Below are 22,421 nucleotides of genomic sequence, written 5' to 3' on the forward strand. Positions count from 1 at the left end.
TTCATCAGACTTATGCTATCATTCTTTTACAAACGTCACTGTTTCGTTGCCGTACTTCACAAAATAAGTTCCTGGCAACAACGATGAAATATCCACTTGCATAGGACTACCGGTAACGGCTACACGCTTTACTACTCTTCCCGGTACATCATAAAACCAGATCCACATTTTGGCATTCATCTTCTTACAGGTAATATTTACCACATTGACAGCGGGGTTTGGAAATACCTGCAGGACAGAAGCGGTAACAGGGGGAGCAGGCATCAGCGCCGCACTCACAGCGGCACCGCTCAGGGAACTCAGCCCGCTGCTGACAGATTCCTGGTACCATTGCTGGTTCGCCGAGCCACTGGTTCCGGAAGCAGCATACAGAATAATGCCTGTGCCCTGCAAGGTACTGCTCGCAGAATCATCCAGCACATAATGGTTAGACATATTACTCTGTATCAGGAAAGTACTTCCTGTAGCGACTACCAGGTTCCATTGCTGGTTGGTGCCATTGGTAACAGTATACTGAATTGGATGAGTACCTGCTGTTTGCGCACTTCCCGGTAAGTCCAGCGCCTTACCACTCCGGCGGTTGATCAGCACTATGGAGCCATTGCTCTGGGTGCTTGCATACCACTGAAGGTTATAGCTATTGCTGCCTGCATACTGTGATATCGTGGCCGAATTGGCCGTGCTGCTGTCTTTTACACCGAGGTACAGGTTACTGTAGGCGTTCTTAAATTTATAGAAGGTAGTGTCTGTACCTCTGCCGCTCACAGTGAAACTGCCGGTGACTGCGGCCGACAAATTATTGAATATATCCCTTACCGTTACCCTTGCAGTATAGGAACCCGCGCTCAGTGTAGCCATAAACGTGGTACTACGTTTTTGTGGCAGGGTGTCCTGCTGGGTGTATAATACTGTTCCGCCTGCATCCAGGATTTCTACTTTGGCAGATAATTGTGGCGAAGTAGTATTATCGTTCGTCCAGTTGACAGTTGTAATGCCGGAAGCATAGGATGCTGTCACCGAGGAAATTACACCCGCCGTAATCACGGGAGCTGTACCCTGGTTGGTTTGCGCAGGTAATGTCAGCGTACGTCCTGTACCAAAACCTGCACCGGGAGTAGTACTGCCACCATGCACCATATAGTAGGCATCTTCTGTGGAATCATAGCCCGCATCGAATGCCCTGTCATAAATACCATTGCGCGCCGAATCGCCGGCATTGGCACTGAAATAGCGGCTGGTATGCTTCTGCCATACACCTGAAGTATTCAGGTTCCAGCAGTCTTTAAAGAAGGCCTTACGAACAAAAGCCCCGTTCCACTTCACGTTGCTGTCCCAGTTTTCGAGGAAGGCGTCGTTACCTGATCCCAGGAAATTAGAAGGCGCCGGCATTGCCAGGGTAACCGTATGGAACCATTGATTGGTACTCAGGTTGTTCATAAATGTAGCCACATATAGCTGCCCGTTAGATTTCCAGGCCCTGATCACCTGGTTGTACCAGGTATTCATCACCCAGTTATACGGGTTGATACTCTGGTAACCGTCTCCTTCCCCACCGAACCTGCCGGTATAGGTATTGGAGGCCTGGTAGGCCACACTGGAATAAATCCCGGCGCTGGTGTTGGGGTCCCAAAGAGAAGAGATCAGCGTGTGAGAACTGCCTTTACTGCTGTCGGGCGTTTGCTGCAAGCCTGCATAGCCACTGGTAAAGCTGTTCATTTCAAAATATTCCGTGTAGGCCGATTGCACAATTTTCACCTTGTGCATTTTTAAAACGGCATCTGCGGGAAAAGAAAAAACAAGATGTTCGGAAGGGGCGGCCCCTTGTGCGTTTGTGTGCTCAGGCATCAGGAAAACAAACATGCCCAGGCACCACAAACAGGCGTATAGCCTTGTGCGTAGACTTTTTTTCATTGTTACTTAGATTTTGGTAAAATGGGGAAATATCAGACAATATTGTAATTTATTTCCTATTCCACAAGCAACACCTGTAAAATAGTACCCTTGCAAATGACGGCCGTTTCTCAATACAACGAGAATCAGGAAATTACATCAGTAAAAATTTTTCCGGCCTCTTTTCCAACTGCATCTTGGTGGCAGTTGACACATTTATTCTCTTCATAAATTATAATAAACAGGATGGCCGGACAAAATTGTCCGGCCACCTGGTGAAGCATATTGTAGATGAAAATGTCAGCAGCTTGTACTTTGCCGGCATTTAAAATTTAAAGGCAATACTGCCGCTGAAGTTGCGTGTTTTCTGCGGATTAACGGTAGAATATCCGATCCAGTAGTGTTTATCTGTAATGTTGTTGAGTTTGAAACCTACCCTGAAACGGCTATTTTCATAAAAGATACTACCGTTGAGGATTGTGTAGGAAGGCAGAATAAAATAACCTAATGATTTGTCATTTACCACTTTGTTGTCGCTGGCATAATTGCCGCCCACACCAAAGCCAAGGCCTTTTACTGCTCCCTGCTGAATACGATAGCTCACCCAGAGGTTGGCAACGGATGGAGATCCTGCTGTTGCCGGACGAAGTCCTTCCAGGTTTTTCTCCGTTTTTTCGTACCTGGAGTCATTGTAGGCATAACCTGCCACGATGTCGAGGCCATTTACCGGATGTGCCACCACTTCTACTTCCACACCTTTACTGTATTGGGTACCGTCCTGTACGGAAACATTAGGATTCACCGGGGAAGGACGGATAATATCTGTCACTTTGATATCGTAATAGCTGATTGTTCCGGTAATTTTATCCTGCAGGAAAGCCACCTTTACGCCACCTTCCAGCTGGTTAGCCTGTTCCGGCTTAAATGCCTTGCCGTCAAGGTTAACACCGGCTTTGTTGGTAAAGCCATTCTGATAGTTGGCGAATAAGGAAATTTTATCTTTCAGTGGCTGGTATACGATCCCGAATTTGGGAGATAAAGCCGTCTGGTTATAACCGTTCTGGTAAGTACCCAGTGAGTCTACGTAGCTGCCTTTGTTATCGAAGTAGTCTATACGCAGCCCTGCCTGCACGAGGAGGTTATCCGTAATGTTAAGTACATCGGAAACGTAGGCACTGTAGGTATTGGTGATATAATGTGCCGGATAGGTGAAAGACAATCCTTTTTCAGCATATACCTTGTCAAGGTTCCTGCGGTTGAAATCACTATAGGTAGGGATAACACCTTTGGCATAAATGGTATCATAAGTATTACCACCAAAGAACTGGTTGGAATTATGATGGAAGAAATCGACACCGCCCACAAAACGATTCCTGAGGCTGCCGATATGGAAGTCACCATTAAAATTATGCTGGAGTTCCACTACGTTGTCATGGCTGTTATCGGTGAACTGGTCGTTGCGGGAAATATAGCCGTTACCTACTGCTGTGGGATCATTTTTCACCTGTGCATCTGTCAGGAGATAGAAATATGGAGAAGGTCCGTCAGAATAGCTGCTGGTAGTAGTGACGTTCGTCTGCATGGTCCATTGCGGCGACAGGCTGTAGGTCATCTGACCGAAGAGGTTCGTATTACGATAAGTCTGGTACAGATCATTCATGGCATAGGCACGGTTATAATCTATATTGAGCTTATCTGCACGATTGGTACCCAAAGCACTGATCGGCTGGCCGTAAGAGAAGAAAAACGCGCTTAAACCGGTATTCTGGCCTGCCATGTATTCTGCATCGAAGTTAAAGGACAGGCGGTCATTTACGCGGTAGGAAAGACTTGGCGCCACGGCTACACTTCTGCTGAAGCCGTAGTCCTGGAATGAGTTTTCATAATTGTATGCCGCGTTGACGCGCATCAGCACATCATGGTTTTTGTCCAGCGGCGTATTGATATCGGCATTGAAGCGGTTAAAACCGAAGCTACCGGCAGCAAAGCCTACTTCGCCACCGAAATGGTCATATGGCTTTTTGGTGACGCGGTTGATCAAACCACCGTAACTGGTAAGGCTACTACCAAATAAGGTGGCAGAGGGCCCTTTGATCACTTCTATTCTTTCCAGGTTGGCAGCATCAATACGGGAGGTTACATTACCCGCCACGCCGTTACGCAGCTGGCTCTGTACCACGAAGCCACGCATATTATAGTAGCCGCCACCATCACCACCACGACCCGTAGCATCCCACATCTTGGTAACGCCCGTCGCGTTCTGCATGGCATCATCCACAGAAAATACCTGTTGCTGCTGCAGCAGATCTTTGGTGATAGTCGTATAAACCTGGGGATTCTCTAAGTTCTTTAAAGGAATTTTAGCCACATCGTAGGTACTGCTACGGATGAGCTTATTATGGTTACCCGTTATCACTACTTCTTTCAAAGCTTTACTGGAAGCCTCCAGTTTCAAAGAAACGGTGGCTGTTTTACCTGCCTCCACCGTCACTTCTTCCGTGATGGTGCTATAGCCGGCCAGTGTAATCAGCAGGTGATATTTTCCGGGAGCCACGTGGCGGAAGGTGAAACTACCATCATTTCCGGTGGTAGTAGATACATTTGGTTCTGCCAGCACAATCATTACTTCCTGTGCAGGCTTGGCATCAGCGGTTATTACCTTTCCGCGGATCGTACCATTTTTTTCTGCTTCGTCATCCAGGGCATAGGCACTCAAAGTGGCCATCAGCGACAAACAAATTACTATTGTATTGAAAATTACAAAGCCAAACCGGCGTACCATAAATTCAGATTTCCTGCAAAATTGAGGCATCTGAATATTCTTGTCATGTCGGATCGGGAAAAGTTATTACGCAACCGGGAACAATTGTCACCAAATCAAACATTTACCCCCTTTAAGCGAACGTTTACCAGTTAAATTATGCATTTGCCCGATTTTAATTCAATATTCAATCATATATACCTAATATTATATCCAATAAATAAACATACATCCCCCAAGCTAACACGTTAAGAAAATACTGAAGTGATGTTTATTGCAAATACTATTGAGATTAAATACCCTGGTATCAGCACACTATTTATAATCTGTTTTACAGGATATTCCAGTTAATATACTGACAGAAAATCTGTCCATCAATTTTAGCAATCATTTCCCAGCAAATTTTAAAACTCCATCCCTAAAACTTATGCCTGAAAACGACAACAAAACACCTCGGTTCGGTAATATTAAAGACGAACTTTTCCTGATCTCTTTTATTGTATTAGCCGGCGGCCTGGTATCCATAGATGCTTATTTCCAGGTCTTTGGAATTAAGTTTGAGAGCCTGGATTTTAGCGCAATGTATGTGATTTATAAAGGTATGATCATGATTACGAATCACCCGTCATTATTAATCCCATACCTGCTTACAGTACTGCTGCTGGTCTTCGAACTCATTGCGATCAAAAGAAGATGGAACCGTTTCCTGCTTTTCCGGACGCCCATAGCCTACCTCCTGCTATTAGCAATACTACTGCTGATTTTCCCGCTTGCCCGCCATGCCGGACAAGATCAGGCTTCCCGCGACATGTCACGTACTACAAGTTCATTGCCTGTTATTACACAACTTGAAACTAAAACTGAGACGATACCACCAATGGCCCGCTATCGGTTACTGCTGATCGATAAGGATTTCATTTACATATTTGATACAACTGAAGATATTTCTACGAGTCCTCCGATTATAGATCGTATACCTAAAAGTGATGTTATCAGGTTTAAAACTCAAATTAAATAACTATGAAATATATTATCAGCGCCTTTTTACTTTTGATGACATTTGTCGTAAAGGCCGATTACGTCAATGACGGGCGTCATCAATTCTATGGAAAAATTGTCTACATCGACAAAAACCAGGTAAAACTAAAAATTAATTGTACAGGAGAAGAACGAATTTTCAAATGGACAGGCATCGTGGGAATTGCATTTGACAATCAATGCAAACATCCGGGATCAAACTTTTCAACATCTGCAGCAACAGCAGACGAAAAGTGTCCGAAAAAAACCATATTCTCCGTTCAGTTCAATAACCTGCAAGGTGTATCCATGGCCGACTCCGTAAAACTTGATGAACATGGATGGTATGTTCACTTCATCAACAACCAGGGGGATTTCAATTCGACCGCAGCGAATCCATCTACTACTATACAATGGATAACTATGGATGAAAAATGTCTGAATGATCTTAATACCACCTTCCCAATTCCACACAAATGAGAAGATTTATTACCATATTAATTATCACAATTTGTACAATTCAACTCAATAAAGGGTTTGCTCAGTGTGCTGTACAAGATGATGGTTCCACCGCGGTAATGGCCACAACAAATAAAGCAGGTCTCAGCAGTGGTTCCTCTGAAACAGACTCCCTGATAAGCAAATATTACGATCGTCTTTCCACAATTTACAATGTACAATGCAAGGTTAAATATTTGCCAAACGTCAAAAATGCTTACGCCAATAACTTACCTGGTGATCACGACATCTATCTTGGGGTTCCATTGATAAACAGTATTCTTAGCCGCCCCAATGGTAAATTAATGATCGCATTCCTGGTGGCACATGAATTAGCCCATCTATACCAATATCTGGACCCCAACAATAAATTCTATGCAGATGACAACAATAAAAACTCATTTGAATTGCAGGCAGATTATCTGGCGGGTTATGTGCTATATAAATCCGGAATCATTACCCCATCATTTGCACAAGACCTTACGAATACCGCACAGTTTCTTGGCGATTTTGGATTCTATAAAATCTCTCACCATGGATCTCCCCTGCAACGATCCAGTGCCGTCACGTTAGGTACAGGCGTGAGTCAATTAACTTTTCTCCGCAATGTCTATGAAAATTCTTTCTATTACATCAACCCTGGTACGCTTATTAAACCTTTTAATGATAAACAGGTAATGGGAGAATTTTATCTGTTTGCCGCAGGGCGCAAAATATTTTCAGGACAACCCAGGATTTATTATAATGAGTCAACTGAATTATTCTTTAAAGATGGTGACACCCTGGTTAAAGTGGGAGCCGGGAAAAAAATCACGGAGAGTTACTCAACAATTGAACTTGAAATACCGTACAACGACAGTATAATAAAACTCACTAAAACTGATAAAGACAAATTAATAACTTCAGATAAAAAGATAATTGGTGAATTCATTTTTTATTCCGGTCCATTCCCACTTCAGTATTCTCAACTAAATTGCCATACAGCCCCGCCTGTACAGCTTCCTGAATCCAGCAACTATCCACCGGCATTAGCTATTTCGGGGCAAACAATCTATCTGGCTAATGTCAATGCTGATCAACACCTGGTAATTAGAAAAAGTAATGATGGTAAACAGTTTACCACACTTTCCGTGCTAAATTATCCAATCGCCAGCGCTCCGGCAATTGCAGTACACAATGATCAGGTTTATGCCGCCTGGCTGGATTCCAGCGACCATCCTATAATTGCAACAAGTGCAAATGGTCAGCACTGGGACAGCACCCAAATTAATGATGTAATTGCAACAGAATCACCGGCAGCAGTATGGTTCAATGATTATTTCCAGGTAGTTGTCAAATCAACGAAAGGATACATCGTATTATTAAGTACCAAAAATGGCCAGACTATCTCACAACTTAATCTGGGTTATAAAACGGCCAGATCTCCATCTGCATTCATATCTAATGATGACCTCTTCATAGGCGGAGTTGACTTCGAAAGCGGACTGGCATTCAAGCTACAAAGTCCTGATGGTAAAGAGTTTTTCAACAGACAGATCATACAGTATATAAGTGCAAGCAACGCTTACAGTGCATCGGCTCTTGATATTCCGGTATTAATGCTCACAGAACAGTGGTATACTAACCGGATAAACGGGAATGGTCATATTGCGATCAGTAATACATCCTGTGGCCCCAATTCGCTGGAGATCAATGAACAATGCCTCGACCATCCTGTCATTGCATTCCCTTACATTGCCTGGACCGATCCCAATGGCTCACACGCTGTAAAAATCACTCAACTACTAATAAACCAAAAATAAAAAGAACAATATCATAGTACAACTGGTAAACATTAGCAGAAACATAGTACCATGCTGCTATAACTGAAGAAAAAATGCCCCCTGAAGCATTAAACTTCCGGGGGCATCTCTCCTACTATTCCAGTAATTTTTTCAATCCTGCTTCATAGTTGCCTATCTCCGCAGAAAGCGTTTCTACCAGTGGCTTACGCGCACTCTTATCTCCTTCCAGGATGATACTCCATCTTACTACGGCCATATCATCATTGGTGGCGGAAGACTCTACCAGGGCCGTAACAATGGCTTTGGTAATGCCTGCCGGCAAAGGGTCAAGTACATGAAACACGAAAAACTTGTATTGTTCATGTACCTGCTCAATTTCGTCTGTTCGTTTATGCCCGTCCGTGAAAACGAGGTCGCGGTAACGGGTTTCACCTACCGTACGGATATTCACTTCTTTAATGGTACCATTGGAGTAATCCTTTACCTGTGGCAGATCGCGGACTACCCGCCAGATTTTCACCGGCGTACTTTTTATCTGTGTTTCGTGGGTATAATCCGGTATAATTTTCTGCGCGGCCTGCATTTGCGCCATTACAGCAGTACTACAACAGATGAGCAACAGGGTGAGTAATTTCTTCATAATCATTTCTTTTACAGGTCTATCTTATTTTTATTTTCCGAAAATTTCTGCCAGCTTCTGCGTCAGTTCTTCTCCGCGTAAATTAACCGCGATAATTTTCCCTTCCTTATCGATCAGGAAATTGCTGGGAACCGCGCGGATATTATATGATTTGGCCACTTCATTTTTCCAGCCCTTCAGGTCACTGACATGTTCCCAGGTAAGGCCATCATCCTTAATGGCCTTTATCCAGGCATCTTTGGAGTTATCCAGGGAAACACCCAGTATCTCCAGCCCTTTGCTGTGGTACTTTTCGAAGTTGTCCAGCACATTCGGATTTTCAGCGCGGCAAGGCCCGCACCAGCTGGCCCAGAAATCGAGCAACACATATTTACCACGATAATCAGAGAGCTGTACCGCCTTTCCTTTTACATTGTTCTGTGTAAAATTCATGGCAGTAGCACCGATACCTGTTTTACGTTCGATTTCTTCTGCCAGTAAGATGTCCGCCTTCTTTCTTTTAGCTTCTTCGAGATAAGGATATTTTTTGATCAGCCTATCCAGCTCCGCTGCAATCAATGCTTTGTCCCTGCGCGGATGCAGGAAGTCCAGCGCATACAGCGTTACCGGTGTATTAGGGTTCATGCGCATCAGTAGTTTCACGCGTTCACCCATATCATCGCCGAGCCAGCCGTACATATCCTGGAAGGTACTGTCCAGCGACTTATTCTTTGCACTGGAAGCCAGATATTGCAGCCTTCCGTTCTGGATCATCGCCTGATAATTACGATAGGAAATGAAATTAAGCTCATTGATCAGCTTATTCTCTTCACTACCTTCGATATAGACGTAGGGTGGATTTTTATATTTAATCAACGCGGTATCGATACCCCGGAAATCAATGCGCAGGTTTTCCTTGTTGGCCCAAACCGTCAGGCGGTCTTCCTCGAACTCGTTCAGGATATAGAACTGTGGCCTGGTGGCATCCAGTTTATGCGTATAGGAACCATCAGGGCGCAGGTGGATGGTATCAATGGTAATACGCTCATCTCCTACCTGCTTTTGTACCAGGAAAGGAAATTTCGACTGCTGTTCTGCATCGGGCGGGAATTTGATTTTACCGCTAACGGTGATATACTTCTTCGTCTGCTGGGCAGCAGCCGGGAAAATACTCCCGGCGGCCAGCAGGAAGGCTACCATTTTAATCCGGTATTGCTTCATGTATGGGTTGATTTTTGATTGTGATACTTATTGCAGCATCGCTGCTGGTGTAATTTTCTGCTCCGCAGGTTTGGCTGCCGCCGCAGGTGCAGCTGCTTTAACCGTACCGCCAAAAAGGTCAGCCAGTTTCTTTTCTATCTCTCCATTACCATTTTCGTCGAAGCCTACTTCTTTCATCATGATCTTACCATCCGGGCCGATAAGATAAGTGGTAGGCACACCGGTGATCGCAAAGCCACTGCCGGCAATATTTTTATCGTCGAGCGACTGCAGCCAGGGGTTATTTTCCTGCGATACCGCCTTCAGCCAGTCTGGCTTGCTTTTATCGATGGAGATACTATAGAACACCAGGTTTTTATCTTTATACTGCTGGTACACTTCGCGCATATGCGGGAAAGACTTACGGCAAGGGCCGCACCAGCTGGCCCAGAAGTCGATCAGTACATACCTGCCTTTCAGGTCACTGAATTTCACCGGCTTGCCTGCAGGATCTGGCAGACTGAAATCTTTCACCTGCTTACCGATGGCAGAATTGCGCAGTCCTTCGCTGAACTGATGAAATTCTTTCGCCTGTCCGGTCGCTTTCATTTCTTTGGACAATCCTGCATATAGTTGTTCCTGCTGGGCTACCGTAGCCATTTCGCGGCTATCGTTCAGACTATATACCGAAGCGTAGGAATTGGGATGCTGCTTCACCAGCTGCTGCAGCAATGGGAGCAGGTATTGTACCTGCAATGCAGCACGTCTTTTTTCAAAATCGGCATATTTAGGGTCTTTCTCGTCCATCCATGGCGCACCAAATTCTGACTTCAATGCCTCCACGATTTTCCCCCATGCTGCCGATTTCTCTTTACCGTATGCCAGCAACAGCTCTGTGGCCTCAGAGCCTTTTACAACCGATTCGCTCATACCCTTGCTGATATCGGATTTAACGGTATAGGTTACCGGCCGGTCGAACAATACGCCATATGGCACATACATCTGCCGTTCTGCCTGCACATACTGTGGCAGCAACATCAGGAACATCGGTTCTTTAAATGGAATTTTAAAAGTATAATGACCATTATTGATATCTGCTGAATCATGATAGGTGCGTGAATAGAGGTACATTTTATTATGCCCCTTCAGGTCGCCGGCCAGATCACCTTCTATGGTAATCGTCTGGGCCATGCTGCTGAAACCCAGCAGCACACCGGCCATCATGCCAATTGTTTTTTTCATATATATTACGTTTAGTCGTTTACGTTATTTAAGATATCCCGGGTTTTGTTTTATCAGGCCACCGGTAATATCGATTTCATGCTGCGGCACGGGCATCGCATACCTGGAAGGCTGTAACAGCGGGTTAGGTTGTTTACCATACCGGATGGCATCGTAGCGGGCAAGCCCTTCAAAAGCCATTTCCCGCTTACGTTCCAGCAGTATCCTGTCTACCAGCTGTTCCTTACTGGTAAAATCTGCTACCGTATATATTTTAGGGAGAGGATTTACAGAGAAAGACCTGCCATATATTTTATTCAGCAGGTCAACAGACACCTGGTTAACGCCGGCTACCTGTGCCTGCGCTTCCGCTGCGGTGAGCATTACTTCTGCGAGCCGCAGCATAACAACGTTATCACGTATATTCATGTCCGTAAACTTGGGAATAAAAGTGCCGCCGGTGATGGCCAGCACCCTGTCGTCTGTGGCGTCGTAGCAGGAAAGGAAGTCCGGCAGCGGCTTGTAGTAGCCGTAGGCATAGTAAATACCATTATTCTCTCCATAGTTGGAGGTGGCATTATAACTCTCCGGAAAGGCAAAAATTGTTTCCGCATTGAGTGGGTATTTTCCTGAACCGGTGCTGTTATTGGGCCACATAGCTGCAAATGTTTTTTGCAGCGTATATTGGTTACCGTTAATAACCGCATTGGCATAGGTTGCCGCCCGCTGGTAGTTCTGCATATAGAGGCAAACCCTGGAAGCCAGTGCTGCCGCAGCGCCGCTGGTAGCCCTGGATGCCTGGTCCAGCGGGGTACTCCTGGTGGCAGGCAATACCGCAATGGCCTCATCCAGGTCTTTTAAAATCTGCGTATATACTTCTGCGTTAGTATTTCTGGCTTTATTCTGGGAGCCATCATATCCCTCAAAGGCATCCAGCATAATAGGAACGCCCATATTACTTCCCTTTCCCTGCAAAGCGCCATCGCCATATTGCTGTAGCAGCACCAGGTGACATAAAGCACGGATGAATTTAGCTTCTCCCACAAACTGCCGCTGTATGGCTACATCAAAAGTGGCGTATTTCCCCAGGTTATTGATGATCACATTGGCCTCGTTAATGGCGACATAGGGCTGCGACCAGTACGGTTCATAATTTTTATCTTTAGGGTCTACGCCACCACTCACCAGCGCCTGATCATAGGAACCCACGATATTGCCGGTTACATCACCGAGCATATAGGCGTTGGCGCCGCAGGCATTCATCGTTTGCAGGTAAGCATCTGCCAGAAAACTTTCTGCAGATTGCCTGTCTTTCAGCAGATCTGCTTCTACCATTGTCCCTTCCGGCTTCAGGTCCAGTTGCTTGTTGCAGGCAGCATTCAGTAGCAGCAGTCCGGCCAGATATATACTATAGGATAATTTCTTCATAGTAAAACAATTTTAGAGTGATGCTTTTACTCCCAGTCTCCAGGTACGTGGAGCCGGCATCGTCAGTTCATCGAAACCCATACCCAGTGCAGAAGATCCGCTGGCGCTCACTTCCGGGTCTATACCGGAATATTTGGTAATAACGAGCAGGTTATTACCCTCCGCAAACACACGGAGTGAACGGATCGTTTTCACATGCTTCAGGAGCTTAGTAAAATCATATGTCAGCGAAAGACTCCGTAGCTTGATGAAAGAAGCATCCTCCAGGAAGCGGTCGTTCTGACGGCTCAGCGTATAATCGAACGATGAACCGAAGCCACCACTCGCATAATTGGATTTATTGATCATTGCCGGAACAGGAGTCTGCTGGCCAGGATACTGCCAGTACTGCACCATATCAGGCGAGAGGTTCCAGGTATCATTGGAGGTGGAAGCACTACCCATATAGTTGTACTGTGCTGCCTTCGCGCCATTGATGATCTTATTGCCGGCAGAGAAGTTAAAGAAGCAGTTCAGCTCCAGCGATTTCCAGGTGAAAGTATTACCGAAGCCACCAAAGACAACCGGCATGGCATCGCCCTTATAAGCCCTGTGCTGATAGGGACGGTCTGTATATTGTTGCTGAATAGGCGTTTCAGATGATTTACCATCTTTATCCAGCCATAGCGGCTGACCATCCTGCGGGTTCACGCCCCCCCACTGGTACAGATAGTATGCAGTTGCAGAATGTCCTACTTTCCAGAAGCGCCCGCCATCGAGTTCATTCTGCATTGCCAGATCATCTTCATTGATTTTATGCAACCGTACTACCTTGTTCCTGTTGGCAGATATATTGAAATTGGTGGTCCAGGTAAATGATTTCCCATTGATGTTCTGGCTGTTGATGGTCAGTTCCACCCCGTTGTTGCTCAGGTCGGCCAGGTTTTGTTTCTGTACGGCGAAGCCCATAAAAAAAGGCAGGGCGGAACTTACGATGGCGTTATTGGTTTGGCGGCGATAGAAATCCAGCGTGGCATTGACCCTGCTTTTGAAGATGGCGAGGTCCATACCTACGTTCCAGGTGGTGGTACGCTCCCAGGCCAGGTTAGGGTTGGCAGGCTGTTTTACACCGATGGCCGTCACATTGCCATAAGATGCCGCATAGGCATTGACAACATACTGCCCCTGGTTGCCGTAATAGCCATTACCTCCGTCACTACCGGTGAAGCCTACACTACCACGTATCTTTAGCTGATCGATCCAGCTGTTGCCCTTGAGGAAAGCGGCTTCACTGGGCACCCATCCCAATGCGAACGAAGGAAAGCCCACATAGCGATGATTCCTGGAGAAACGGCTGGAACCATCCATACGATAGGTTACACCTGCCAGGTATTGATTTTTGTACTGGTAATTCAATCTTCCCAGGAAAGATACCTGCGCCCATTGTTGTTGCAGCGAATTCACCACGCGTTTATTTTTAGCGGTAGCAATACTCAGCATTTCATCATTGATAAACTGATCGCCTACCACCGTAGTCACATCTTCTGTGGATGTTTCATAGCTCTGGCCCAGCATGGCGCTGATACCATGGCCATTGTTAAGAAGTTTATTGATATCTACGCGGTTGTTGACCACAAATTTGCGTAGCTGTTGCTGCGTTTCGGTGGCCATGCCGCCAACGGTTTTCGGGCGGTCGAGCACACGGCTGTAAGCACGGGAGTTGATCCAGTCTGTACCGGCATCTGAGTGGAACGACAGCCATGGCAGCAGTTTAAGGTCGGCAAATACGTTGCCGAGTACCCGGTTGTCGATAGAATAGTTTTTACCCGTGGTAGCCTGACCAACAGGATTGGAAACGCCAGAAGGCCCGGTAGGATTATTGCCATATAGCCAGTTGAATTTCCCAACGCTGTCGTATATACCGATATTGGGCGCTTTCAGCACTGCATCGCGGTATACCTGCTGGGCATTGAGGCTAATATTATTCGCCTGGTTTAAGCCCACGCTCACACCCACTTTCAGGGCTTTCGTCATCTGGTTATCGAAGTTTACGCGGCCCTGGTAGCGGGTAAAATCGTTGTTGATGATATAGGATTGTTGTTTATCGTAACCCAGACTCACAAAATAATTACTCTTTTCAGTGCCGCCACTGAGGGAAATGTTGGCATCTGCACCGATAGCATTCCTTACTACTTCATCCAGCCAGTTGGTATTTACCCCTTTGGGGAATTTATAGTTAGCTGGAATATACCATCCGCTGGTAGCCTTTCCGATAGAGTCTTTCAGCGCAAACAAGCGGTTATAGAAATCAGCATACTGGTCGCCGGACATTACCTCAGGCAGCTTGCGCGGCGTACTCACGGATGTTCCCAGCTGCACATCTACACGGGAACTACCTTTTTTCCCTTTACGTGTGGTGATGAGGATAACACCACCAGAGCCCCGGGAACCATATATAGCAGTAGAATAGGCATCTTTCAGCACTTCAATCGATTCAATATCATCCGGATTGAGGGTGGCCAGCGGGTTCTTTTCAAAGGTGGTAGGCGGGCGGTAATCACTCACTACCTGTGTGCCGCCATAGGAAGCGCCGGCATTGGTACCTTTGCTGTAGTCGACCGTATTCAGTTGCTGGTCGATACCATAGATAGGTACTCCATCTACTACTATCAGCGGCGTGTTGCCGTTGGGGTTAAGGGTACTGATACCGCGTATCGTGATGTTGCTGGCTGCGCCCGGCACACCGCTGGATGGCGCAATATATACGCCTGCCAGCTTTCCTACCATTGCCTGGTCTACAGACAATGGCATCTGTCCCGGTTGCTCATCTGCCCGGAAGGTACCTACTGATCCCAGGAGGTTACGTCTTTCCTGTACGCCATAGCCGATAACGACTGCTTCCGTAAGGTGTGATGCCTTGATGGTCATGCTCAGGGGCAGATTAACAACGGCAGCGCCTACACGTGCAGTCAATACGGCCGGCTGGTAGCCGATAGAAGAAAATTGCAGGGAATAATCGCCCTGCGGTACATTCAGTTCATAGGCGCCATCCGCATCCGTCATGGCGGTGTATTTCGTACCAATAACGCGAACGGTTACACCGGGGATAGGGTTCGTACTTCCTGCCTCCAGGCAGCGGCCACGAACCTTTCCGGGAACGATCGTGGAAGCCTGTAGCGGCAAGGCCGCAGGTGTACGGGAAATGATTATTACCCCATTCTTTTCTTCAAAGCTGAGGGCTGTGTGTTGCAGCAGGGCTGCCATCACTTTTTTGAGTGGTTCATTCGTAAAGTGCAATCTGGTAATCTTATAATCTGCCAGTTGCTTTTGGTCATAGCCTAATGATAGTTGGTAATTCTTTTCCAGTTTTTTGATACAGGATGCCAGCGATTCATTATCGAAGGCTGCTGTTATCCGGACTTCCTGCCGGTTTTGACTGTAGACGCTGTTGGTTGGTAACAGGGTGATACTGGTCAGTGAGAACACTGCATACACTACGCTCCATCTTATCATGCTGCGCACCGGCGCCAGCTTAAACGATTTTTGCATATCTTTGGTTGATTTTAGAATTAACTGACAGTGCGCAATTCATTGCACACCCAGGACCGTACCTGCGTCAACAGGTGCGGTTTTTTGATTTCAGACAATACGCTACCAGGGATGACGGCATATCTTCTCATCCCGGTAAAAAATAAAGTGTGGCGATTAATACTTTTTGTGAATAGTTATTTCGTTGTCATGCAGATCATATTGTATAGGATGTATACTACTGATGATATCCAATACCTGTGTAATAGTTAGCTTAGTACTACATTTTAGCGTGTATTCGTCCTGTTTCATTTCAGCAGGATTGAAACGGATTTTTACACCATATTGATTTTCCAAAGTCAGCGCCAGTTCCGCAAAGCCCACCTGCGATAAGGAGAGCATGCCATTCATCCATTCATTTACCTGTTCATTGTTCACCGTAGATTTCATGTATTGCTGTGCTGCCCTGCTGAAGGTCAGCTGATCGTTGGCACTCAGCACATCCAGGCCGGTTTGCTGATGCAACACCTTTACCATGCCCGTTTTCACGGTCACCTGTGTTTCATCCAGCAGGGAGTGGGCCTTTACATCAAAGGAGGTACCCAGCACCTGTACATTGATTTCTGAAGTATGTACTTCAAAAGGATGCTTTACATCCGGATGAATATCGAAAAACGCCTCTCCTTCCAGTTCTACGGCCCTTACAGCACCGAAGGCGCGGGGATATTTAATGGTAGCGCCGGCGTTTAGCCATACACGTGAACTATCCGGTAATACGAATTCTTTTATTTGTCCGGGTCCGGCAGTTGCCAGCAGTAGCTCACGGTCACTATTATACGATGTAAACAACCATCCTGCTGCTGCCAGCAAACCTGCTACCACAGCGGCCGCCATCCACCAGCGGCGGTACAGCGGCACAACATGTTCCGCTGCCGGTGCATGTTCTTCCATGGCCGCATGGATCTGCTGCAGCATGTTGTGCTGTATGTTCTTTCTGTGCGCATCATTCCTGAATACCTCCTCCGCGGGCAATTCCTGGGAATCGTACCAGGATTGCAGCCACTCCAGCTCTTGCGGGGTGCAGGTACCGGTATCGATCCGCGACAGGATATCCCTTATTTTTTCCTGGTCGTTCACGTATTTTTCGGTTTGCCTGTATATATGACACGCCTCAAAAGACAGCGTACCGTATCAGACTAAAAAAAATTCCAGATTTTTTATTTGCAGGAGAGTAATTGTTCCCGGATACGGCCAAGGGCAAGGGTTAGCTGGTTTTTGACCGTCTGGCGGCTGATGCCAAGCCGGGTGGCAATATCATCGATGGAAAGGAAATCACGACGATTGAGCAGGTAGATATCCTGCATACGCTGTGGCATGGCTGCCACGGTAGCGGCGATGATTCGCTGCATTTCATTCAGCAGCAAAGGGCCGTCGGCCTTAAAGAGCGGCGAAACAACAATATCAGCAAAGATATCCAGGCGTTGCTGGTAAGTAGTGGAATGACGAAAATGATTAAATACCCTGTTTTTAAGGGCTACATGCAGATAGGCCGCAAACTGTTCCCGGATGACCAGGTCTTTTCTTTTTTGCCAGAGGGCAATAAAGACATCCTGCACACAGTCCTTCGCATCTGCGTCCTGGTGTAGTCTGGCATAGGCGGCTATGTAAAGCTGCTCCCAATAACGATGATATAATTCATCAAAAGCTGCCTTATCATCTTGCACCCGCATACGTTCCCATAAAACGATATCCGGCAATCGATCCAATCACAAAAGGTTTAGGCATAAATATAAATAAATCCCTTTCAAATTTGCAAATCCTCCCACTTGTACCAACAACATTAAGATGGGTTATATTGATTGTAATTCAATATATTTGGTGGTCAGATCTTATATTTACATATCTTTTAATGAAAACTTTGACATTGAAAAGCAGCATGAAAAAACTGGCTCCAACTATCCTGATTATGGTATTATTGTTGGCACAGCTGATCACCAACGCCCAAACAGATACCACCACAGCTGCACATCATAAAAACCCAATCTTTAGTCCCGGAAAAGTCAGTGGCTGCTCCTACATCGTTCCGGCAGCACTCATAGGCATTGGTACGGTAGCTACTATTGTCAGGGTACACGACAACGAATACAAAGATGTGGTGCTCAATACCACTAAAAAAGAACCCGGCCTGTTTGCACAGCCTGAAAACTATACCGCTTTTGCACCTGCAGCAGCGGTGATCGTACTCAATCTGGCCGGCGTAAAGGGAAAACATGAACCTGCGGAACAGGCATTGCTGTATGCTGCATCGGCTGGCATCACAGCAGCCATCGTTTATCCGTTGAAGTCAGCCACACACGTGTTGCGTCCTGATAATACGGATTACCAGTCTTTCCCGTCTACACATGCGGCGATTGCTTTTGCTTCTGCTGAATTTTTAAGAAGAGAATATGGAGATCAGTCTGTATGGTATACCATTGGCGGCTATGCAGCAGCAACTGCCACTGCCATTATCAGAGTGGCCAAAGATGATCACTGGGCGGCTGATGTAATCGCCGGCGCCGGTATAGGCATTGCTTCCACCACTACAGCCTACTGGTTGTACGATAAAATAAAGGTGCATGTAAAAAATAAAAAGCGCTCCCATGCATTCCTGATGCCGGCAGTAGCTCCTAATTTCTATGGCGCTTACCTCGTGAAGGCTTTTTAAAACTCACTTTATTTCTTCCCTGTTTATCATTGGTTGGTAGTATCTGTAAAGTAATTTATAGATGGGTCACCGTATGCCTTTACCATTTCTTCCCAAGTAATCCCAAATAGCTGTTTTATCCATTTGCGGAATTTTTTATTATTCGCTCTTCTTACTTCATCTGTTACACTTATCCATTGCCCATTGACATATGGGTCAGGACCAACCGGATTGAAGCCCTTCCTGAGCGTATTTTCACGGATAGCGTTTAATCGCGCTGTCAGCCAATGTAATTCGGCAGGATTCTTCTTCCTGAATATATTTCTGTAATATTCGCTATGCCATCTGCAGAAATTAGTGTCGACACGTAGCATCTCATCCATGCGCTGATTATAATACCTGGCAATAGGGTCATCTTTCGTTAGCACCAATGGTTGCCACCTGATCAGCTTATCACGAAGTGTATCATTCAGCAGATAATCATAGGCATAAAACAGCGCTTCTTTATCTTCCACAGCTATTTCTACCGGTGCTTCTTTACAGATACATACATAAGCTGGCGGCACACCGCAATTGCTATAGGCCATTGCTTTATGATGCCCATCTATAACGAAATAAATATCGCAGGTGGAATCTTCATACACATTCTTCAAATCACCATACTCCGGACGCACCTCTCCCTGTGTAAATACCATTACTTTGGGCCGGCCTCCATTCCTGATCATGGTTTCATAATATTTGATCCGCTCCTGGTCCAATGACGCTTCCCGTTGTGTAAATATCCAGATAGGCCCGCCATAGGAGGCTCCCGGCGCCCAGCAATACCACGGAATCTGCTGCTCCTGCTCAGGTCTTACAATATCCACCCGATAACTACCTGACGGGAACAACTGCAGGAACTCCTGCATATTTTCTAAAATCGTGGCGTCGTCACCGTTAATCATCACCTCATTTACCTGTTCCGCCATAAAGGGCTCAAATCCGGCCGCATCATAATAGCAACCCACACTGGGGTCAGGTAAACCATAAGAAACGGCTACTGGTCTTTTGATCTTCAGACAGGTAGTATATTTATCATTTATCAGATCTATGATGGCTTTACCATCTGCTACATTTATAATCATAGGGTATAGGATATATTAATTATTACCCAAAAATGAAACACAAGTGCGCAATATTTTTGCGCACTTGTGTCATGGATAATAAAAAATATCAGAACTGCAGTCTGAAACTGCCGAACATACCGAAGTTGCTGGTATGGGAGAAGGTGGACTGCTGCGGATATATTCTCCATACAGCATCTACCCGGAAGAAGCGGAAGATATTATCAAAACCGGTACCTACTTCTGTATATACATTGCCTTTGAGCGAGCGCATGCCATAACCGGCAAATTCCATATGGTTAAATATCCTGTTTTGTAAAGAGAGATCACCAACGACAGACTTCACATTCCAGAACTGACGTACGCCTGTTCTGCGCATGAATGGCAGCAGGTTCAGCAGTTTACCGTTGAAATTGTGTTCTATATTCACACCGGCATAGCGGTCGCTAAAAAATTCGTATTTGTTCATGAGACTGAAAGCCTCTTTATTGTAATAATAGGTTTCATTCCCGGGATGCATCTGCAATAACATAAAGGGCAAACGATCGGTGAAAATTCTGCCGCCATATACCATGTAATACACTTTACCCCAGCCTGGCAGCGGGAATTGCTGCCGTACACTCAGACTCACTTTCTGGTACTGGTATTTGCTATCGAACATACCGTTGGGGGCAAAGGCATACGCAACTTCCGTCACCGGCAGATTGCTGCGTACATGCTTCACTTTACGGAAAGTGCGTACCTCTTTCTCTCCCGGCGCATAACGGAATTTAAACTGCATTTCAGTATTTACCACCTGCCCTTTCTCCTCAGACAGGAACAACTTATGCGGTGGCAGCGGATCAAAGGTGGTATAATGTGTGCGGGCAAGGGTGCCTTGCAGGGAGAACTCCTGCGGGAATTGTTTGAGCACGGACACGCTCGCTGTAGCCTCCCGGATGAATTTCTGCGGAATACCGCGACGCCGCACTATCTGGCCAAAGATATTATCCAGCGATACCTCTTCCCCATTAAAACCACGCTGGTTATTATCCAGGTCATCTTTATAAAAGGCCATCAGCTGCCAGCTCTTATCGTGCGACCATGTATAGGAAACCGCACCCATCCCTTTCATAGATTCGTCTTTGGTGCCGTATGCAAGGTATCCGTAGAGACGAAGGTCGCGGCTGAAAGCCGGTGTAGTACCCAGGTCGAAGCGTGTCCTGAAACCTTCCAGCTTGTTGCGGCTTATCCATTTATACCAGGGGCCGATTTCTACCTTGCCCAGTTTTATATGTCCATCTACCAAAAACGTAACTGTATTACTCAGGCGCTGGAAAGCCGGCAACGATTTCAGGGTATCTACCAGCGTGATGGCCCGTACCTCATTCTTCGTCAGCGTTTCCGGGCGATTCGCTTCCAGGTAGCGCTTCCCGGAAACCAGCGCACTGTCTGGTATCACTACCTCTTCCCTTTTCCTGTTGGCGTTCAGCTTAGCCGTGATGAAATCTTCATTGGTGGCAATATGGTGGTACAGCGTTGTTTTTCGACCAATAAACGTTGTTCTATCGTTTCCCAGTGGCGCCAGCTCCACGATGAAGCGGTCTTTTGTCACCACCCATTCCCGGGATTTATATGGTGCAAATTCCTGGATGATATCCAGTCTTTTTACGAAGTTAATATCTATAGCGCCTGCCACCGACAGGCTGATTTTTTGTATGGCCCAGGTGGAGGCCTGAATCCAGCAGTCGCCGACAAACAGGTTTTCCCCTTCCCGCCGCGGTGTAAACGCAAGGTGGTAATACTGTTCTCCGTTCCGGACAATGGTATCGAGGCCTTTATAATGATAGTAGTGATCTCCCACACTGCTGAGCGGACTGATAAATTCACGGCCGAAGATGTAGAGCGAATTCTGGTAGGTATTGATCTTTTGATTGATACCGCCGAGGTACTGCATGACGGTTTCATTTTTTATGCCGCTGGTATTCAGCGCACGGATTTCCTCCCTGACAACAGGTGGTGTGCCGGCGGCATAGTAGTCAGACACAGACTCACTGAGGAATACCGGCAGGAAAGGACGTTGCTCGGAAGTGGTATCGATTTGTTGATTGACAAAAGAGAAGGGCTTCATCAGCCTGGATTTCTCCCAGCGCTGGCGGTTGATATTGGAGAGATCTATTTCAAGTTTATTATATAATTCTGCATAATAATTTGAATAATGGGCGGGTGAATTCTCTTCTTTATGGGTGATGATTTGTCGCCACCATACCAGGCCTTTATCCATTTTGGCTTTTACTTCCACCCCCAGTTTCACTACGGCTTCCATTTGGATAAGCAGCGGCGTGGTACGCGTAGCTTCCATGGGCAACGCTTTTACCTCATAGCCAACATAGCGGATGATGAGGGTGTCATTTTTGCGGGAACTTACCGCGAGTTTAAAATTTCCGGCGCTATCGGTCATATCACCGTAGCCTGCCACCTTCCAGTAGACGGTAGCAAAGGGTAACGGCTCCTCTGTGAATTTATTAACCACCTTTCCATTAATAGCTGGCGCGTGTTGCGCCCGGATCTGCTTAACAGATAATAGCAAACATAAAAACACAGCCCAGCCTATGCGCGTACAGATATAGGTTTGCGGCATCAGTTAAACAGTTGTAGTATTTATAAGACGGGGCTTTTGCTGCCCCCCTCCATATACTATTCAAGATTAACAAAAAGAGGATATCAA

General features: G+C 46.2%; 15 protein-coding genes. 4 read left to right on the top strand and 11 right to left on the bottom strand.

Annotated features, from left to right (window positions below; all coding sequences use genetic code 11):
• Positions 1 to 18: 18 nt before the first annotated feature.
• Both F3J22_RS25090 and F3J22_RS25095 read right to left on the bottom strand, forming a co-directional pair.
• A complete protein-coding gene (locus F3J22_RS25090) occupies positions 19 to 1,911 on the bottom strand; it encodes an RICIN domain-containing protein (protein ID WP_167020662.1) in 1,893 nt (630 codons plus the stop codon).
• A gap of 304 nt (positions 1,912 to 2,215) precedes the next feature.
• Positions 2,216 to 4,672: a TonB-dependent receptor gene (locus F3J22_RS25095; RefSeq protein ID WP_240155169.1), complete on the bottom strand. Its 2,457-nt coding sequence runs from the start codon at positions 4,670 to 4,672 to the stop codon at positions 2,216 to 2,218.
• Positions 4,673 to 5,078: 406 nt separating this feature from the next.
• Between F3J22_RS25095 and F3J22_RS25100 the strand changes: the two genes are divergently transcribed.
• From F3J22_RS25100 to F3J22_RS25110, 3 genes are read left to right on the top strand one after another with little or no spacing between them, the layout of a single operon-like run.
• Entirely contained in the window at positions 5,079 to 5,669 is a 591-nt protein-coding gene (locus F3J22_RS25100; RefSeq protein WP_167020663.1) for a hypothetical protein, read from the top strand.
• Positions 5,670 to 5,671: 2 nt separating this feature from the next.
• Positions 5,672 to 6,148: a hypothetical protein gene (locus F3J22_RS25105; protein ID WP_167020664.1), complete on the top strand. Its 477-nt coding sequence runs from the start codon at positions 5,672 to 5,674 to the stop codon at positions 6,146 to 6,148.
• Positions 6,145 to 7,968, top strand: coding sequence for an ImmA/IrrE family metallo-endopeptidase (locus tag F3J22_RS25110; protein ID WP_167020665.1), 1,824 nt, complete (start codon positions 6,145 to 6,147; stop codon positions 7,966 to 7,968). Before F3J22_RS25105 ends, F3J22_RS25110 begins: the two co-directional genes overlap by 4 nt.
• A 115-nt stretch (positions 7,969 to 8,083) precedes the next feature.
• Here the strand turns inward: F3J22_RS25110 and F3J22_RS25115 are convergent, their stop codons facing one another.
• From F3J22_RS25115 to F3J22_RS25145, 7 genes are all read right to left on the bottom strand, one after another.
• On the bottom strand, positions 8,084 to 8,590 hold the full coding sequence (locus F3J22_RS25115; RefSeq protein WP_167020666.1) for a hypothetical protein: 507 nt from the start codon (positions 8,588 to 8,590) through the stop codon (positions 8,084 to 8,086).
• Positions 8,591 to 8,620: 30 nt separating this feature from the next.
• Positions 8,621 to 9,790, bottom strand: coding sequence for a peroxiredoxin (locus tag F3J22_RS30630; protein ID WP_240155170.1), 1,170 nt, complete (start codon positions 9,788 to 9,790; stop codon positions 8,621 to 8,623).
• Positions 9,791 to 9,817: 27 nt separating this feature from the next.
• A complete protein-coding gene (locus F3J22_RS25125; protein WP_167020667.1) occupies positions 9,818 to 11,011 on the bottom strand; it encodes a TlpA disulfide reductase family protein in 1,194 nt (397 codons plus the stop codon).
• A gap of 24 nt (positions 11,012 to 11,035) precedes the next feature.
• A complete protein-coding gene (locus F3J22_RS25130) occupies positions 11,036 to 12,418 on the bottom strand; it encodes a RagB/SusD family nutrient uptake outer membrane protein (RefSeq protein ID WP_167020668.1) in 1,383 nt (460 codons plus the stop codon).
• A 12-nt stretch (positions 12,419 to 12,430) separates the two neighbouring features.
• Positions 12,431 to 15,946, bottom strand: a complete 3,516-nt coding sequence (locus F3J22_RS25135; protein ID WP_167020669.1) for a SusC/RagA family TonB-linked outer membrane protein — start codon at positions 15,944 to 15,946, stop codon at positions 12,431 to 12,433.
• 156 nt (positions 15,947 to 16,102) lie between these two features.
• Positions 16,103 to 17,062, bottom strand: a complete 960-nt coding sequence (locus F3J22_RS25140; RefSeq protein WP_167020670.1) for a FecR family protein — start codon at positions 17,060 to 17,062, stop codon at positions 16,103 to 16,105.
• Between the two features lie 80 nt (positions 17,063 to 17,142).
• Positions 17,143 to 17,691, bottom strand: coding sequence for a sigma-70 family RNA polymerase sigma factor (locus F3J22_RS25145; protein ID WP_167020671.1), 549 nt, complete (start codon positions 17,689 to 17,691; stop codon positions 17,143 to 17,145).
• A gap of 143 nt (positions 17,692 to 17,834) precedes the next feature.
• Here F3J22_RS25145 and F3J22_RS25150 point away from each other — a divergent pair, with 143 nt between their 5' ends.
• Positions 17,835 to 18,632: a phosphatase PAP2 family protein gene (locus tag F3J22_RS25150; RefSeq protein ID WP_240155171.1), complete on the top strand. Its 798-nt coding sequence runs from the start codon at positions 17,835 to 17,837 to the stop codon at positions 18,630 to 18,632.
• A 26-nt stretch (positions 18,633 to 18,658) separates the two neighbouring features.
• Here the strand turns inward: F3J22_RS25150 and F3J22_RS25155 are convergent, their stop codons facing one another.
• Entirely contained in the window at positions 18,659 to 19,735 is a 1,077-nt protein-coding gene (locus tag F3J22_RS25155; protein ID WP_167020672.1) for a hypothetical protein, read from the bottom strand.
• 88 nt (positions 19,736 to 19,823) lie between these two features.
• Positions 19,824 to 22,334, bottom strand: coding sequence for a DUF5686 and carboxypeptidase-like regulatory domain-containing protein (locus F3J22_RS25160; protein ID WP_167020673.1), 2,511 nt, complete (start codon positions 22,332 to 22,334; stop codon positions 19,824 to 19,826).
• Positions 22,335 to 22,421: the final 87 nt, after the last annotated feature.

This window comes from Chitinophaga sp. Cy-1792 (assembly GCF_011752935.1).
Lineage (GTDB): Bacteria > Bacteroidota > Bacteroidia > Chitinophagales > Chitinophagaceae > Chitinophaga.